Source organism: Colwellia sp. MB3u-55 (assembly GCF_014076785.1).
Lineage (GTDB): Bacteria > Pseudomonadota > Gammaproteobacteria > Enterobacterales > Alteromonadaceae > Colwellia_A.
On record NZ_JACGUS010000020.1, the window covers coordinates 112,122 to 129,587 of the forward strand.

General features: G+C 38.8%; 13 protein-coding genes. 8 read left to right on the plus strand and 5 right to left on the minus strand.

Translation table 11 applies throughout. From position 1 onward, the window contains the following. Nucleotides 1-18 precede the first annotated feature (18 nt). The gene (gene murU / locus H4J66_RS00575; RefSeq protein WP_182169235.1) at nucleotides 19-708 is read right to left on the minus strand and encodes an N-acetylmuramate alpha-1-phosphate uridylyltransferase MurU; all 690 of its coding nucleotides are present in this window, start codon (nucleotides 706-708) and stop codon (nucleotides 19-21) included. Next, entirely contained in the window at nucleotides 705-1,721 is a 1,017-nt protein-coding gene (locus tag H4J66_RS00580; protein WP_259369023.1) for an aminoglycoside phosphotransferase family protein, read from the minus strand. The genes murU and H4J66_RS00580 overlap by 4 nt, the downstream gene beginning before the upstream one ends. Nucleotides 1,722-1,913: 192 nt before the next feature. Here H4J66_RS00580 and lptD point away from each other — a divergent pair, with 192 nt between their 5' ends. From lptD to H4J66_RS00615, 7 genes are all read left to right on the plus strand, one after another. Then, entirely contained in the window at nucleotides 1,914-4,172 is a 2,259-nt protein-coding gene (gene lptD / locus H4J66_RS00585; RefSeq protein ID WP_182169237.1) for an LPS assembly protein LptD, read from the plus strand. A gap of 20 nt (nucleotides 4,173-4,192) precedes the next feature. Continuing rightward, on the plus strand, nucleotides 4,193-5,494 hold the full coding sequence (gene surA / locus H4J66_RS00590; RefSeq protein ID WP_182169239.1) for a peptidylprolyl isomerase SurA: 1,302 nt from the start codon (nucleotides 4,193-4,195) through the stop codon (nucleotides 5,492-5,494). Beyond that, on the plus strand, nucleotides 5,491-6,477 hold the full coding sequence (gene pdxA / locus H4J66_RS00595) for a 4-hydroxythreonine-4-phosphate dehydrogenase PdxA (RefSeq protein ID WP_310650607.1): 987 nt from the start codon (nucleotides 5,491-5,493) through the stop codon (nucleotides 6,475-6,477). The genes surA and pdxA overlap by 4 nt, the downstream gene beginning before the upstream one ends. Then, the gene (gene rsmA, locus H4J66_RS00600) at nucleotides 6,474-7,286 is read left to right on the plus strand and encodes a 16S rRNA (adenine(1518)-N(6)/adenine(1519)-N(6))-dimethyltransferase RsmA (protein WP_070375746.1); all 813 of its coding nucleotides are present in this window, start codon (nucleotides 6,474-6,476) and stop codon (nucleotides 7,284-7,286) included. The genes pdxA and rsmA overlap by 4 nt, the downstream gene beginning before the upstream one ends. After that, nucleotides 7,283-7,696, plus strand: coding sequence for a Co2+/Mg2+ efflux protein ApaG (gene apaG / locus H4J66_RS00605; RefSeq protein WP_259368554.1), 414 nt, complete (start codon nucleotides 7,283-7,285; stop codon nucleotides 7,694-7,696). The genes rsmA and apaG overlap by 4 nt, the downstream gene beginning before the upstream one ends. A 16-nt stretch (nucleotides 7,697-7,712) precedes the next feature. After that, the gene (locus tag H4J66_RS00610) at nucleotides 7,713-8,534 is read left to right on the plus strand and encodes a symmetrical bis(5'-nucleosyl)-tetraphosphatase (protein ID WP_182169243.1); all 822 of its coding nucleotides are present in this window, start codon (nucleotides 7,713-7,715) and stop codon (nucleotides 8,532-8,534) included. Between the two features lie 223 nt (nucleotides 8,535-8,757). Next, nucleotides 8,758-10,776 (plus strand): methyl-accepting chemotaxis protein, encoded by a 2,019-nt coding sequence (locus H4J66_RS00615; RefSeq protein WP_182169245.1) that lies wholly within the window; start codon nucleotides 8,758-8,760, stop codon nucleotides 10,774-10,776. A gap of 157 nt (nucleotides 10,777-10,933) precedes the next feature. On the opposite strand, the gene H4J66_RS00620 is transcribed toward H4J66_RS00615, so the two are convergent. The 3 genes from H4J66_RS00620 to rapA form a co-directional block, all read right to left on the minus strand. Next, the gene (locus H4J66_RS00620; RefSeq protein WP_182169247.1) at nucleotides 10,934-11,881 is read right to left on the minus strand and encodes a DUF3530 family protein; all 948 of its coding nucleotides are present in this window, start codon (nucleotides 11,879-11,881) and stop codon (nucleotides 10,934-10,936) included. Between the two features lie 106 nt (nucleotides 11,882-11,987). Next, on the minus strand, nucleotides 11,988-12,671 hold the full coding sequence (locus H4J66_RS00625) for a pseudouridine synthase (protein ID WP_182169348.1): 684 nt from the start codon (nucleotides 12,669-12,671) through the stop codon (nucleotides 11,988-11,990). Nucleotides 12,672-12,730: 59 nt separating this feature from the next. Continuing rightward, nucleotides 12,731-15,658, minus strand: a complete 2,928-nt coding sequence (gene rapA, locus H4J66_RS00630) for an RNA polymerase-associated protein RapA (RefSeq protein WP_182169249.1) — start codon at nucleotides 15,656-15,658, stop codon at nucleotides 12,731-12,733. Between the two features lie 355 nt (nucleotides 15,659-16,013). On the opposite strand from rapA, the gene H4J66_RS00635 reads away from it, so the two are divergent. Then, a complete protein-coding gene (locus H4J66_RS00635; RefSeq protein WP_182169251.1) occupies nucleotides 16,014-17,393 on the plus strand; it encodes a PhoH family protein in 1,380 nt (459 codons plus the stop codon). Nucleotides 17,394-17,466: the final 73 nt, after the last annotated feature.

The window sequence follows — 17,466 nt, forward strand, 5'->3', positions numbered from 1 at the left end:
TGTTATTAATTGATTAACTTATCTATTTAGATACGCTAAACGTTCTGGCGTACCAACATCGGTCCATGCACAATCAAGTATGCTGGCTGAAACCTTGCCGTCGCTTACCGCACTTTTGATCATCGGACCAAGCTTTAATACCGACATGGTATTTTTATCTTTAAAAAAATCAGCGCGAAATAAACTAATACCGCTGAAGGTGTAAGTATTTTTCTGTGTTGATTCTGACTGATTTACAATATTGGTGAGTTGATTGTTATCAAAAATAAAATCACCTTTTATATTATGATCAGGATTGTTAACTAAGCAGATATGCGCTAACCGGTCTTTGGCTAATGTCGGTAAGTTAGCAAAGTTAATATCAGTAAATATATCGCCGTTTATCAGCATAAAGATGTCATTATCATTGTTATTGCTTAATAAAGGTAGCGCCTGAATAATACCGCCAGCCGTTTCAAGTGCACCAGTATTTTCTGGACTGTAGCTTATATTAACCCCGAATTTTTTACCATCACCTAAATAGTCAACGATCATCTCTCCTAACCAGGCATAGTTAATGACAATATCTGTGATGCCACACTGGGCGAGTTTATTAATATGGTATTCGATTAGCGGGATCCCCGCTACTCTGAGTAAAGGTTTTGGGCAATGATCCGTTAAGGGGCGCATACGTTCACCACGACCAGCGGCTAAAATCATCGCTTTCATGTTAATATACCTGCTTTAAGGTTTTGCATCGCAGGCAGCACTTTCACTAATAAAAGCTGATGTAAAGAGGCTAATTCAGGGTATTGTTCACTGATCTCAACAAGGTAGCTAAGTGTTAGCGGAATATCTTTTAAGTAGCGGCTTTTATTATCGCGATGATGTAAACGGGCAAATATACCACTCGCTTTAATGTGACGTTGTAAGCCAGTTAAGTCGAACCAGCGCTGCCATTGCTGGCGAGTGATATCGTTTAATGAATAGTGCTCTGTCATCATATCTATATAGCGGTTTAGTAACAATGAAACAGACTCGTTCGGCCATTTCAGGTAGCAGTCACGGAGTAACGAGACGATATCGTAAGTGATAGGACCAATGACAGCGTCTTGAAAGTCAATAATGCCAAAATTGTTATCCTCGAGGACCATAATATTTCTACTATGGTAATCTCGGTGCACCAAGACTTGCGGTTGGCTAAGCATATTTTCTGTTAATAGTGAAAAGCAGTCTGTTAACTGCTGTTGCTCATCAGCAGTTAATATAATTGATAAGTGCTCAGTTAATAACCATTGTGAGAAAATATTCAGTTCAAGCTCAACAAATGTTTGATCATAATGTGGTAATTCTTGAGTATTCTTGGGCAATGCAGATTGAATTTTTGGTAAAATATCGATAGCTTTTTGATAGGTGATAATGATATTTTCAGTCGATAAAATATCAGCTAATAGCGTTTCACCAAAATCAGCTAAGCAAAGAAAACCTAGTGATAAATCAGCCGCAATAATTTCAGGCACTAAGACATTATTATCCTTAAGGCTCTTTTGCATAAAAACAAAAGCCGCGTTATTAGATTTATCTTTAGGGGCATCAACGGCGATAAATGAACGACCCTTTATCGAAAAACGATAATAGCAGCGAAAGCCAGCATCGCCAGTTAAGGGGGTCAATTGAATATGTTCGCCTGAAAATTGTTTATCCAACCATAGGTGTAACGCTTGAATTCGAGAGCTTGGCAAGTTTTCTATTCCTCAAGTAAATGGTACTAATAGTTATCTTAGGTGAGGGCATAAATGAGTAATGCCAACCCGTATTACCAATATACCGAATTAGCACCCTAAAGAAAATTGCTATATTATCTAAGTGTTTGAGTATAAAATGTGGCTCGTTTTCATCTTTGTTGCTTTAATCATTCATCTATCGGACTTTTAATGTCATTTCCGCGCTATTTAATTTTAATAATTACTTGTTTATCAATGGCTAAATATAGTGTTGCTCAACAAGTTACCGATATTCTCGATGGTATGGTTCAATGCCCTATACCGACTTACCCACAGTTAACCGCTACTCAATCTACTGAAAAGAGTAAAGTGATCACTATTTTAGCTGATAAATCGGGTATTAATAAAAATAAAGTCGCTAAATTTACCGGCAATGTAATGTTGATTAACAGTCAGCAGACAATTCTTGCTAATGAGATTGAGCTTAATAGAGAAAGTTCATCGGTTAAGGCCACGGGCGATATTCACTTTCAAAATAAAGGCATTGATATTTTTGCCGACCAATTGAACATAAGTGAATCGCTCGGCGCGACTACCTTGAAAAATACTCAGTATCAACTTGCGGGAATAGCAGGACACGGTGGTGCTGGTATTATTTCTGTGTCTAGAGAAGGTACCTTGTCATTAATTGACTCTTCCTTTACTACTTGTTATGGCGCTTCACCTGATTGGCAAATGAATGCCAGCGAAATTAATATTTCTAAAGATGAACGTTATTTAGAAGCTTATAATGCAAGGTTTTCAGTTTTTAATGTGCCAGTCTTTTACCTACCTTATTTTACGATTCCTATTGGTGATGATAGACAATCTGGTTTTTTATATCCTGAAATTGGTAATTCAGGTAAATCAGGTTTTACCACGTCAATTCCTTATTACTGGAATATTGCCCCTAATATTGATGCGACGATTACCCCAAAATACATGTTAAGGCGTGGCAGTCAATTAATAACAGAATTTCGTTATTTGCATGATGAACAACAAGGACAATTTGATCTCGAATATCTAAATCAAGACAATGAACAAGAAAATAGCACCGATGCACGATATTTAGTGCGTATGCAACATGTTGGCACCTTTTCAGAGCGCTTTCGCGCTTTCGTTGACTACACAACAATTAGTGATGATAACTATTTAGTTGATATTGGTAGTAAGCACTACAATGATAATGATGCTTACTTATATCAAACCGGTGAATTAGCTTATTTTGCGGATAGTTGGCAAGCCAAGGTAAAATTACAAGACTTTGAAGTACTCGGCGATAATAAAACAAACTATAAAGCGCTTGCTCAACTCGAACTTGCCAGCCATCAAAAAATTGATGTTTTAGACGGGTTATTCGATGTCTATTCTGAAGTCACCAATTTTGACAATGCCGATAAAACTCAAGTAACCGCACAGCGCTATCATGTTGAAGCGGGTTTAACCTTCCCTTTGGTTACGCCAGCTTGGTTTTTGAATTCAGAATTTAAAATACTACAAACCCATTACCAACAAGACAATATTCCTTTGGAAAGTGAGCTTGAAGAAAGTGTAAGCAGAACATTACCTAAAGTCCGTTTTCATGGTGGGGTTAATTTTGATAGGCAAAGTCATTTTTGGGGAAATAGTTTTACACAAACCTTAGAGCCGCAACTGCAATATCTTTATATTCCTGAAAAAGATCAAAGTAATATAGGGCTATATGATACAACCACACTACAAGATGACTATAACGGCCTATTTCGTGATAAACGTTTTAGTGGTTTAGATAGGATAGCTCAAGCTAATCAATATTCTTGGGGAATAACGAGTCGTTTACTCGACAGTGCCAATCAAGAACAACTTAGGGTTAGCATAGGACGAATTGTTTATCTTAATGACAGTAATTTTACCTTTGAAGAAAACCAAGGAATTGTAGCGGATGCTTCGGCATTAGCGGCAGAAGTCTACGCTCGTATAAATAGTAGTTGGCAGTTCAGTAGCGACATTCAATATAATACAGAAGATGATGTTACCAACAAGAGTCAAACCAGTATTGATTATCTTTTTGGTGAAAATCAAACAATACAATTGAACCATCGATACACTCGTGATGTCTCAGGTATAACATTAGAGCAACTATCTTTAGCGGGGAATGTCAGTATAAATAAAAATTGGCAAGTTATTAGCCGAGTAACTCAAGATTTACAGCAAAATCGAAGTATAGAAACTTATGCGGGTTTACAGTACCAAAGTTGCTGTTGGTCACTGAGTTTTGCTTATCATCGTTATATTACAGCAAACTTTGATGAACCATCGAGTAATAATAAAAATCGCGATGAATTCAACAATGGTTTTATGCTAAGATTTAGCATGAGAACAAAAGACATTACAGATATGTTCAACTCAAGTATATTTGGCTACAAACGCCCTTACTTTCTCAATAATTAAATATAAGAAATAGACGATACATGAAAAAATCATTGAAATTTTTACTTTTAACAAGCGCTTTGACGGTAACATCTTTTTTTCCAGTACAAGCACAACAAGTTGAACTTGATCGAGTATCAGCCATTGTAAATGGTGGTGTTGTTTTGGAATCTGAAATAAGAGACCTCATTGAAACGATAAAAAAACAAGCACTAAAGAATGATCAAAGTTTACCATCAGATAAAGCGTTAAGAACACAGGTCACTGAAAAGTTGATCAACGATGCGTTGATCACTCAGTTAGGCGAACGTATGGGTGTGCAAGTGAGTGATGCACAACTTGATGAAACGCTAACGAATATGGCGAAAGAAGAAAAACTAACGTTAGACCAGTTTCGTCAGAATCTTGTAAAAGATGGCACAGATTACGATAAGTATCGTGAAGTAGTCAGAACTGAACTTATTTCTGGCGAGGTACGCCGTAATAGTGTTAGTCGTCGTATTTATGTTTCACCACAAGATGTGGCTAATTTGATTTCTTCTATGGAAGAAAAAATTAATACGGATGTTGAATATCGTCTGGGACACATACTGATTGAGTTCCCTGCGAATTCAACACAAGATGATATGAATGCCGCTAAAGTTCGCGCTGAAAAAGTGATTGAATTACTTAATAACGGCAGTGACTTTGCGAAAATTGCTATTGCTTCTTCAGGCGGTTCAAATGCCTTAGAAGGTGGCGATTTAGGTTGGAAAAATATCAATGAATTACCGACATTATTCTCATCAATTGTTGATGGCGAGAAAAAAGAATCAATTTTAGGACCTATCCGTACCGGTTTAGGTTTTAGTATTGTAAAAATTATAGATATTCGTGGTTTGCAAATCGTTGAAGTAGAAGAAGTAAAAGCACGGCACATATTGATTGAGCCTTCTGTTATCTTAAGTGAAGCCAAAGCTGAAAGTATTCTACTAGGTCTTATGGAAAGAGTTAACGCAGGTGAAGCTGATTTTGGCGACTTAGCTAAAGAGTATTCAGACGGACCTACTTCAGTGCGAGGTGGTGATCTAGGCTGGACCGACCCTGATGTCTACGATCCTACTTTTAAGGCGGCGTTAGCCCGATTAAAGGTAGATGAAATACATAAACCTTTTAGAACTTCATTTGGTTGGCATTTAGCGCAATTAACGGGTCGAAGAACACTTGATGCGACAGAACAAATGAACGAAAGCAAAGCTCGTCGCATTTTATTCAATAGAAAGTTTGGTTTAGAAAGTGCGCGTTGGATTAAAGAGCTTCGTGATGAAGCCTATGTAGAGATTTTTAGTCGAGATACAAAATAATGACAAAGCGTATAGCTATCACGCCAGGCGAACCTGCAGGAATTGGCCCAGACTTAACCGTCTTCATTGCTCAGCAAGATTGGCCCGTTGAGCTTGTAGTGATTGCTTGTAAAAAGTTAATGCAAGAGCGCGCTAAAGTTTTAGGTTTACCATTAACATTTATTGATTATGATGGCTCGAAAGTTGCTAAACCTCAAAAAGCAGGGACACTAACGATATTGTCTGTCGATATGGCTGAGGCTTGTATTCCTGGTGAACTTAATGCTGAAAATGGAAGTTATGTCATTGAAACATTAAGAATTGCCAGTGAAAAAAATATCTCTGGTGAAATCGATGCTATTGTTACTGGCCCCGTGCATAAAGGGTTAATTAATAAAGCGGGTATCGCTTTTAGTGGTCATACTGAATATTTTGCTAGCCAAGCTAATTGTGCCGATGTCGTGATGATGTTGGCTACAGAAGGCTTAAGAGTTGCCTTAGTGACAACGCATATTCCTTTAGCTTATGTTTCTAAAGCGATCACCGCAGAACGTTTACAAAAAGTCACCCGTATTTTAAATACCGATCTTATTAATAAATTTGGTATTAAAGAGCCTAAAATCTACGTATGTGGCATAAACCCTCATGCGGGTGAAGATGGGCATCTAGGTCGAGAAGAAATCGATGTGATGATCCCAGCCTTAAATGTACTCAGAGATGAAGGCATCAAGCTTATTGGGCCATTACCCGCAGATACTATCTTTCAGGAGAAGTATTTAAGCGATGCTGATGCCATTTTAACTATGTACCATGATCAAGGCTTGCCAGTCTTGAAATATAAAGGCTTTGGCGCTTCGGTTAATATTACCTTAGGCTTACCTTTTGTTCGAACCTCGGTAGATCACGGTACCGCACTTGAATTAGCGGGTACCAACTTAGCTGACCCAGGAAGCTTTATTGAAGCAATCACCACAGCCATTAAATTAGCAAATAATCAATCATGAATAATAAAACTCATCTAGGCCACCAGGCCAAAAAACGCTTTGGACAAAACTTTTTACATGACGAAGGTGTGATCAGTAAAATTGTTGATGCTATCGACCCTGAGCCTGGAGAAAATCTTATCGAGATTGGTCCTGGATTAGGTGCATTAACCGAACCGGTTATTGACCGAGCAGGAGCTATCTCTGTTGTCGAACTTGACAGAGATCTTGCCCATCGTTTACGCCATCATCCTTTTATTGCTGATAAAATTACTATTTACGAAGCGGATGCTCTTAAATTTGATTTTAGTGAAATAGCGACCGCAGAACGACCTTTAAGAATTTTTGGCAACTTACCTTACAACATTTCTACGCCACTTATTTTTCATCTTTTAACGTTTAAAGATAGCGTGAAAGATATGCATTTTATGCTGCAAAAAGAAGTTGTTCAACGCATGGCTGCTAGTGAAAATTGTAAAGCCTATGGTCGACTTTCAATCATGACGCAATATCAGTGTCAGGTTATCCCTGTTATGCAAATAGGCCCAGAAGCTTTTAAGCCAGCGCCTAAGGTTGATTCTGCTATCGTGAGATTAATTCCTCATGGTGAGATTAAAAATCCAGTAAAAGATATTAAATCGCTTAACCAAGTTTGTTTGGCGGCATTTAACCAACGTAGAAAAACGATACGCAATAGTTTTAAAAAATTGTTTACGGTTGAACAATTAGCAGCTTTAGGTATTGATGCAAGGCTTCGTGCAGAGAACTTACCGATCACAGATTATATCAAACTAGCAAATTTCTTAACTGATAATCCGGTTGAGTTATGAAGGAAGATTCAACATTAACTACAGTCGAATCAATTTCTATGGGATATGATATTTCGGTCAGTGTTAAAACTGAGTATATTGCCTCACAATTGATTGAAAACGAAAAGAACTATGTATTTAGTTATACGATTAGTATTGCCAATAATAGTAATAAATCGATTAAATTATTGTCTCGTTATTGGTTGATTACCGATGGCGATAATAAGACCTCTACCGTTGCCGGTGAAGGTGTTATTGGTAAGCAACCGATCATAGCGCCAGACAACACATACACTTATACCAGTGGTTGTATCTTAAAAACCCCGGTCGGTACTATGCAGGGCCATTACCAAATGCTAAGTGATGATAAAGACTTGCAACAAGTTGAAATACCTGTTTTTGGTTTAGCTCAGCCGCACATTCTTAACTAACGGCGCCACTTAGTTTATGGCCATCTATTTTGTCGGAGATATTCAAGGCTGTTATCACGAACTACGCGCCTTACTTGCCCAAGTTGCCTTTTCGCCTGAAACTGACCAGCTTTGGCTGGCGGGTGATCTGGTTGCTAGAGGTCCAAGCTCTTTAAAAACGCTGAGATACATAAAAGCTCTGGGTAATAGTGCTCGAGTGGTTTTAGGCAATCACGACCTGCACTTACTAGCGATTTATGGTGGCTTGAAAAAAGCTAAAGCTAGCGATTTTTTTGATGAATTATTGGCTGCTGCAGACGTTGATGAGCTAATGGATTGGCTTGCTAGTCAACCGCTTATCCAAAAGTTACCCAATGAAAATGTTTATATGAGTCATGCTGGTTTGCCACCCTTTTGGACACCTGCAGAAGCTATGGAACAAGCAAAAGATGTTAATGTCAAGCTAGCATCAGCGCTAAGAAATGATTGGTTAGCCATAATGTATGGCGAAGAGCCCAATCTATGGTCTTTGGCCAAATCTGCCGATGAAAAATTTCGAGTGACTGTTAACTCACTGACCAGGATGCGTTATTGCCAACTCGATTATGGCTTAGAGTTTTCATGTAAGCTTTCTGTTGAGCAAGCACCAGCTCATATAAAACCTTGGTTTAAGTTTACCCAAAAACAAACAGATTACAGTTGGATATTTGGTCATTGGGCTTCATTAATGGGGCACTGTCCTGTTGACAATATTTATGCATTAGATACTGGTTGTGTTTGGGGCGGACATCTGACGTTATTACGATGGTCTGACAAGCAGTTGTTTACTGAACCTTGCCACAGCGTAAAACAAAAATAAAAAATTTATGATAAAGCAATAACTAAAGGTGAAAAATAGCTTAAGCTTGTTATAATAAAATTAACGGTTAAGTTTTTAACTATATTAACCGATAATCTAATCGACAATAATGACAAATAAGCTATGATTATTGGCTTTGAAAATATAGGCCTGCATTCAAGGAAGTAGCAATTAATTTAGTTTACACTCGTACTCAATACTATCTATTTACACGGTGAAATTTATGAATTTAACGGTAGCAATGAAAATAATGGGTGGTTTTGCCATTATTGCAGTCTTACTAGTAATAACTAGTGCTATATCTCTATGGAATTTGAACATAATTAAAGGCTCTACTTTACAACAAAGTGAGTTGGCGATCCCAACATTAAAAGGGAGTAACAAGCTTGCTAACACCTTAACCCAAATAGGTAACCTTACTTTACGTGCATATTATCAAACCGAATTAACGCCACTTAATAATAATCTTACGGCATATAATCAAGATAAAGATGACTTTACTACTGAGCTGAAGAAATTAAAGCAAGTGGTGCGAAATGAAAACTCTTTACTAACTAATCTAGGTCAAGTCGATTCAGTTTATGCAGATCTCGAAAAAGAAATAGGATTGGTTTTTAGTAATAGGCAAGCCAGTATTAATCAAGCGCTTATTTTAAGAGAGAAAATAGCTAACCTTGAAGAAAAAGCTGATGATGCAGCTACGATGTTACTAGACCTTGCCGACCACGACTTAGCTGACACTAAGCTTCAGCGAGCTGTTAGTTTAGGTGAAAGTATTGAAACCTTACTTAATGGGCTAGTAAGCTCAGCACTTGAATATCGAGGTTTAATCGACAGGTCGTCAACAGATTTAGTCGGTAACCAAATATCCAATAGCTTTGTTGATGTAAATAAATCATTTACCGATATTATATCCGAGCTATCTAATCAAGGCGCCGAAGATGTAGCTGATGATTTGTCTGTTGCTTTGAGTGAATTAACTGAATTAATTAACTCTAACAATGATATTTTTTCTCACAAAGGTAAACAACTGATTGCCCTTAAAGTCGCGACAGAAAACTTAGATGCTGCAGAACGTGACATCAAAAAAGCCAATGCCATTTTAGAAAAACAAGTCGATTTAGCGAATCAAACTGCGTTGACGGCTGGTAAACTTGTTCAAGAAAAAGTGGCCGATGGTAACTCACAAACTATAGGTATTATGATTTTTTCAATTGTTGCCGCAATTGGTATTGCTTGGTTTACACTGCTTAGTATTACCCGACCACTGTCTTTGGTTAATAAAATGCTTAACATCGTTGCTTCTGGTGATTTATCTCATAAGTTAGATGAAACGGGTAAAGATGAATTTGCTGAATTATCACGTAACTGTAATTTATTAATTGATAGTTTGCGTACGCTTATTCAAGGTATTGTTAGTCGCTCTACACAACTAGCAACTGCCGCAGAAGAAACTTCAGCGGTAACCGCACAAGGTACCATTGCTATTGCAGAGCAACGTTCACAAGTTGAACAAGCCGCTTCTGCGACTACGCAAATGAGCAGTACTTCTCAAAGTGTACTATCTAGTGCTAATGATACACTAGGTGAAATAAAGCAAGCTGATGACGAAGCCAAGCGTATAAAAATTATTTCTGAACGTAATCGCCAAACTATCAGCTTACTTGCTGACGAAGTTGAAGAAGCAGCACAAGTTATCAATAAACTACAGCAAGACAGTGCTTCTATCGGTGGTATTCTTGATGTCATTCGCGGCATAGCTGAGCAAACTAACTTACTGGCATTAAACGCAGCTATTGAAGCCGCTCGTGCCGGAGAGCAAGGTCGTGGTTTTGCTGTTGTTGCTGATGAAGTAAGAACGCTAGCTAGTAGAACACAAGTATCTACACAAGAAATACAAAACATGATTGAGGTATTGCAAACCGGTGCTCAACGAGCTGTTGGCGTTATGGATACGGGTAAGAAGCAAGCCGCAAATTGTGTAGAGCAGAGCGAAGAAGCTGAGAAAGCGTTGCAAACTATTACTCATTCGGTTCACGAGGCATTTGATAAAAGTACACAAATTGCCGCGGCTGCTGAAGAACAAAGTGTCGTCGCTCATGAGATTAGCGTTAATTTAGAATCTATTGTTGCCATTGCTGAACAAACAACGGCAGGTGCACAGCAAACGGCACAATCAAGTAATGAAGTCGCTAAGTTAGCTGAAGAATTACAACAGTCAGTGCAAGAGTTTAAGCTATAAGTGCTAATCGCTTTGCTGATAATGGTTAGCTAATGAATTAACTTGTATTAACGATTAAAAAGCCCCCGCTGAGGATAACTTCAGCGGGGGCTTTTTGTTGATTGTAGCTAACGGGGTAATAACTTATTGAGATCAGCGTTTGAGTTTATAGCAGATGTTACCAACCAATAGATTTAAGCCAGCCATTTATTGACCTTAACAACGCTTTTTCAGGGTAATAGCCAATTTGATTATTGTGCAGTTCAGTTTGTCGATAATAGACTTTCATTTCTTTAACTGCTTGTGCTTTACGAATTTTAGCGGCAGAGGTCGCTAATTGCTGCTCTCTTGACAGATAGATATCTAAGAGAGGAAACTCACTGGTCGCCAGTACTTTAGCAAATGAGAGGCTTTGCTCTGTAGTATTCATATAACCACTAAGCATGACCATAGCACTTGGCGATTGTAGTTTACCGGTACTGTATAAATTGGCCAGTAATATGGCATGACTGCCTTTTGATACCACGACAAATATACCAGGATAATCTTTAGCTTTCTCCATCACCGCCGTCATTAGTTCGGTCAAATGTTCTTTGTGTGCCAGTAAGGTTTTAGCATCGTCTTCGAGTTGAATCGATCGCTTTAATGCGCGAGAAGGGTAACCTAAAGGGATACTTGGTGGCTGAATAGCTATGGTTGTCCAACCTTGGCTAGGCAGTACTTTTTGTAGATAATTTAAAGCGTTGCTACTTTTTGCACTCATTCCCCAGTCAGGGAGCAGTATCATTACCCCTTTTTGATTACTGGCGGTATTTTCATTTATAATGGTAATAAAGTCTTGAGCCCCAGCTAACATAGGCGTTATTTTTTCAGCCGTTAGGTAATGAGTCAGATCTTGTTCTTGTTGCAGCAGCGAATTAATAGGGGCGAAAATTTCTGAACGTTTTTTAGGAGCTACTTTGCTGGCATCACCGGATTCATCCGCTGTTTTTGTCGCCTCTTGTTGCTCTGGAACTTTTGGCTTTTCGGTTTTATTTTCTTCTTGGTATAACAATGCATAACTGTTAATAGTAACAAGGCTAAATAGACAGAAAATGATTAATGAAGCTAAAACACGTAATGACATAGGTTCCTTAAAATTATAGGCGGTGAGTACTTACCGAAAATTGTTCAATGGACGAATGATCAATTATCGGCAAATACTTTATTTTCTTAACCAGAAAAAATGCTCATCAAAGAAATGGGCAAGGAACTTTGAACGTGAGTGTCTTTTCTGTACATGGATGTGCGAGCTCTAACATTTGCGCATGCAATAATAACCGTGCACTTGCCGTAACCGCTGACTTATGTGAGTATAATCTGTCACCCAAAATAGGGTGGCCTAAAAATAACATATGGACACGTAGTTGATGAGAACGCCCTGTTATCGGGGTTAATTCAACTAAGGTACTTTCCACCGAGTTAGCATCAGTATCACGTGATAATACTCGGTAATGGGTCAACGACTGTTTACCACGTTCATGGTCAACCATTTGTCGTGGACGATTTGGCCAGTCACAAATAAGCGGTTGATCGACCGAACCATTATCATCTTTCATATGGCCATAGACACGGGCAATATAGCTTTTTTTCGTTTCGCGTTGCTGAAACATTCGACTAATTGCGACATGTGCAGGTTTATGTAACGCCATGATCAATATACCAGATGTTGCCATATCTAATCGATGAACTACCGTTGCGGTTGGCAGTACTTTATTCACTCGACTTTGTAAACAATCTTTATGAGCGGGTAAGCGACCTGACACGGTTAATAAACCACTTTGCTTGTTGAGCACCACAATATCATTATCGCGATAAATTATATCAAGGTAAGGCGACATAGGCGGGCAATAAACAAACTCTGGGTTTGGCGCCATAGGCACAACTTTTTGTTGTGCCTGCTGATTGTTTGGAGTTTCGTGTTGGCTTGACATCGTTAGTTACTCACCACTATTAAACGTATCGCTTCAAATTTCAACTGTGCTTTACCTATGTAGTGGCTTAATTCACTTTGCTGTACTTTGATAAAGTCGAGCTCTTGCTGGCGAACACTTGGGTTGATAGTTTTTAGTGCTGTTAAGCGTTGAAATTCTGCATCTAGCGTTTTATGCATATTGGCTAGGGCTTTTTCTTGAATGCTCAAAACTTGGGGCTTAGCATGTGCTTCAGCTTTTGCTACTAAAGGTGTTACTTGATCTTTCAAGGCTTTAACCAATTGTAGCGCTACTTGTTTTTTAACGGGTGCAAGCTGTTGATCTAGAACATTTTCACCCACTTTATCTGCCAAGTCAGTGCCATTCTTATCCACCAAAACACGTATGGGTGTCGTCGGTAAATAACGACCCAGCTGTAAGTGATTGGGAGCGGTTGCTTCGATAGTAAAAATACATTCAATAAAAAATGTTCCTGCCGGCAATGCTGGGTTTTTCAATAAACCTATGCTCGAGTTACCCGTTTGATCACTGAGCACTAAATCCATTGCTCCGCGCACCATAGGATGGTCCCAAGTTAATAAGTGATAATCTTCACAAGCTAGCGCAGTATCTCGGTTAAAAGTAATGGTTGTACCATCATCAGGCAGGCAAGGGAAATTACCACAAAGCATGTGCTCACTAGGCTGTAAAGCGATGGCATTATCTGACTTGTCGTCTTGAGTGATACCAAAAACATCAAGTACTTGAAACATAAATTGTGGTAATTCAATTTGTTGGTCCAGTGCTGAAATTTCTTTAACTAGTTGGTGAGAGCGGCCTTGACCAGAAGAACGTAATTCTAGTAATTTATCCCGTCCTGACTCTAATTCCGCTTTAAGGGTTAAGTGCTCTTCATGGCTTTCATTGATTAACTTTTCTGCGGCTGTCGACTGCCACTGCGCCGTTAAGGCTAAATCAAACAGTTTATCACCAAACTTATCAAAAATTGCTCGGCCAGTGATACAAGTATGTTCAAAAGCGTTTAAACCATTTTGATACCAGTCAAAAAGTAATCCTTGTGCAGAGTCAGTAAAATAGGGGACATGCAAACGAATGGTTTGTGTTTGTCCAATACGGTCTAAACGACCAATACGCTGCTCTAAAAGATCAGGGTTGCTCGGTAAGTCAAATAACACTAAGTGATGGGCGAATTGGAAGTTTCGACCTTCACTGCCTATTTCAGAACAGAGTAAACATTGTGCACTGTCTTCGTCTTGGGCAAAATAAGCAGCGGCTTTGTCGCGTTCGAATATACTCAAACCTTCATGAAAGACCGCTGCACGAATACCTTCTTTTACGCGTAACGCCGCTTCTAAGTCAATCGCAGTTTGTGCATGCGCACAAATGACCAATAACTTTTCTTTTTTCAATGTTTGTAATAGTTCGATTAAGTAGTCAACACGAGGGTCGATATCAGTCCAATTTTCATGGCTGTTTAACGAAAACAAAATTTCAGGCGTAAAAACTTGTTTAGCTTGAGCCAAGGTTTTTAAATTTTCACTAATGTCCGATAATAAAAACTCATTGATTTGCTCTTGATAAGCCTCTGGTAAAGCTAAAGGCGTAGAATGCAATTCACGCTCAGGGAAACCTTTTATGGTATTTCTGCTGTTTCTAAAAAGAATACGGCCAGTGCCATGACGGTCGAGTAATTGTGTTAGCACTTGTTCTCGTGATGCATCTTGCGCAAGTATTTCATTATCGCTGGGCAATGCTATATTGATATTTATTAAATGTTGACTGATATCAGTTTCTTTTAATAGCTTAGTCAATGTTGCTTGTTGTGCTGGCGACAAAGCATCTTTAGCAACCAAAGCATTGGCGGCATTGGCGACTTCAGTATAATGGCTTTCTTCTTCTGTAAATTTTTGATAATCAAAGAAACGGTCAGGGTCAAGCAAGCGTAAACGTGCAAAGTGGCTTTCATGACCAAGTTGATCTGGTGTTGCTGTTAATAACAAAACCCCAGGGATAGTCTGGGCTAGTTGCTCAATACATAAATATTCAATGCTAGGGTTGTCTTGATGCCAATTTAAGTGGTGAGCTTCATCAACTACCATTAAATCCCAGTCCTCAGCAATGAGCTCTTCATACCACTCTGGATTTTTGGTGACAAAATCTAAATTAACCAAAACGAGTTGTTCAGTACTAAATGGATTTTCTTGTTCACCTGAGTTTTTTATTTCTTGGCAACGTTCACTATCAAAAATACTAAAATGTAAGTTAAAGCGGCGTAACATTTCTACCAACCACTGATGCATAAGTGATTCAGGCACAATAATTAAAATACGTTGTGCACGACCGGTAACAAGCTGCTGGTGAATAATGAGGCCAGCTTCAATGGTTTTACCTAAACCAACTTCATCGGCAAGTAACACGCGAGGTGCAAATCTACAGCCAACTTCTTCAGCGATATAAAGTTGATGGGGAATTAAACTGACTCTGCCACCACTTAAACCCATTAATGGCGATTGCTGCTGAGTATGCTGGTGTTTTAAGCTATCTTTGCGTAAACGAAACCAGTCGAGACGGTCAACTTGACCATTAAGCAATCGATCGTGCGGTTTATTAAATTTGATAAAGTGGTCAATCATCACTTCTTTTAGTGACGTTTCTTCACCGGTATCTTGGCGCTTACCATGGTAAGTGAGTAAGTTGTCAATATCTTCAACCTCTTCAACGATAAGCATCCAGCCTTCGTGGCTAGGAATACTATCCCCTTGGTTGAAAATAACACGTGTTAATGGTGCATTTGCTATGGCATATTGGCGCGATTCACCGGTAGCGGTAAATAAAATAGAAACAAAACGGTGTTCAACCGTTAGTACCGTGCCTAATCCTTGATCCGACTCTCCGTCACTTATCCATCGTTGACCAGGGTAAAAAACCATATAAAAACTCCAAAAATTAAAACCTTGCACGATTTTTAAAAACTTGTGCAACAGAACACGCCAATACGGCATTAAAAAAGGGCGCTATAGTAACGTTAATCATAGTTAGGATCACCAAAAAATGCCGAGAATTTACAAAAGGCGGCAATAAAGTTTGTCTGAGGACAAATAATCTTTCGATGCCACTTGCCAGTGATAAATTTAGCTGGCAAAGTAAAGTTATCATTCACGTAATAAGGTGATCGGTAAAGGTATAGTTACTGTTTTTGGTTTTTTAGTCGCAGTTGAAGACTAAGTGATTAAGCTTACTTAACGATTCTTCTGTGTCACGTTAACTTAGATAGGAGATCTTTGTATGAATGATGAAAAAATTCTTTACGTATTAGACACAAATATTTTATTACACGAACCTTTCGCTTTTCTCTCTTTTAAAGAGCACGACGTGGTCGTCCCCATGACGGTGCTTGAAGAATTAGACTCCATTAAAGACCGCCGCAAAGATGTTAGTCGAGATGCCCGTGTTGCGATACGTGCACTTGAAGATATGCTTGTCGATGCCACTCCTGAAGAAGTACTTGCGGGTGTTAAATTACCTCAAAATGATGACGAACATCCCAGTGGTTGTTTATCAATCTTTAATGATTATACCTTAGAGCAAAAAGCTGGCCGGTTATCTTTTAATGAAAATGACAATCGTATTATTAACGCGGCTTTATACCTACAGGAAAAAAAGGCGCCCAATAAAGTTGTCTTGGTCACTAAAGATATTAATATGCGCTTAAAAGCTAAAGGCGCAGGTTTGGCTTATGTTGAGGATTACCGTACAGATCAGCTTATCGATGATATTAAATTTTTAACGAAAGGCTATCACAAGTTTGAAGGTGACTTTTGGCAACATGTTAATGAGTGTGAAAGTGAAACTGAAGGCCGAAATACCACCCACTATGTTAAGCGTGATGTCCTTCCTAATACTTACATGAATGAATATCTTATTGATGACAGTGATAACTTTGCCGGCAAAGTAACTGGTTGGGATGACGAAAAGTTGTCGATAATGGATTTAAGCCGAGACCGTTTAATGGCAAAACAAGCGTGGGGGATCCATCCAAAAAACATTTACCAAGGGATGGCATTGGATGCTTTACTTGACCCAAGCATAGATTTAGTGATTCTTACTGGGCCAGCAGGTTGTGGGAAAACACTGCTAGCGCTGGCGTCAGCGCTTGAACAAGTCATAGAACGTGGCCTCTACGATAAAGTCATCGTTACGCGCAGTACTCCAGAAATTGCTGAGTCTATTGGCTTTTTACCCGGAACAGAAGAAGAAAAAATGGCGCCTTGGCTCGCGGCTATTACCGATTCATTAGAAGTGTTGCATAAACAAGATGAAAATATGAATGGTAGCCTTGATTACATCATGGAAAAAGCCAATATTCAGTTTAAGTCAGTGAATTTTATGCGTGGTAGAAGTATTCAAAACTCTTTGGTTTTACTCGACGAATGTCAAAACTTAACGGCATCGCAACTAAAAACAATCATCACTCGTTGCGGTGAGGGGACTAAGCTGGTTTGTTCTGGTAATCTTGCTCAAATTGATAGTAATTATTTAACGGCGGTTACGTCAGGGCTAACCTATATTGTTGAACGTTTTAAAGACTTCTCAGGTAGCTCAACTATTAATCTAAATGGTGTAGTGAGAAGTCGATTAGCTTCTTTTGCCGAGGAAAACTTATAGGTTCAGCTGATTTATAGGGGATATTAAAAGGCTCATTTTGAGCCTTTAGTTTTTGATAATTGACCGACTTAGC

Excerpts from the sequence above, each read along its gene's own strand:
- rapA (WP_182169249.1), bottom strand. The coding sequence starts at position 15,658 with ATGGTTTTTTACCCTGGTCAACGATGGATAAGTGACGGAGAGTCGGAT.
- H4J66_RS00610 (WP_182169243.1), top strand. The coding sequence starts at position 7,713 with ATGGCCATCTATTTTGTCGGAGATATTCAAGGCTGTTATCACGAACTA.
- H4J66_RS00620 (WP_182169247.1), bottom strand. The coding sequence starts at position 11,881 with ATGTCATTACGTGTTTTAGCTTCATTAATCATTTTCTGTCTATTTAGC.
- H4J66_RS00635 (WP_182169251.1), top strand. The coding sequence starts at position 16,014 with ATGAATGATGAAAAAATTCTTTACGTATTAGACACAAATATTTTATTA.
- surA (WP_182169239.1), top strand. The coding sequence starts at position 4,193 with ATGAAAAAATCATTGAAATTTTTACTTTTAACAAGCGCTTTGACGGTA.
- apaG (WP_259368554.1), top strand. The coding sequence starts at position 7,283 with ATGAAGGAAGATTCAACATTAACTACAGTCGAATCAATTTCTATGGGA.
- lptD (WP_182169237.1), top strand. The coding sequence starts at position 1,914 with ATGTCATTTCCGCGCTATTTAATTTTAATAATTACTTGTTTATCAATG.
- rsmA (WP_070375746.1), top strand. The coding sequence starts at position 6,474 with ATGAATAATAAAACTCATCTAGGCCACCAGGCCAAAAAACGCTTTGGA.
- H4J66_RS00625 (WP_182169348.1), bottom strand. The coding sequence starts at position 12,671 with ATGGCGCCAAACCCAGAGTTTGTTTATTGCCCGCCTATGTCGCCTTAC.
- H4J66_RS00615 (WP_182169245.1), top strand. The coding sequence starts at position 8,758 with ATGAATTTAACGGTAGCAATGAAAATAATGGGTGGTTTTGCCATTATT.
- murU (WP_182169235.1), bottom strand. The coding sequence starts at position 708 with ATGAAAGCGATGATTTTAGCCGCTGGTCGTGGTGAACGTATGCGCCCC.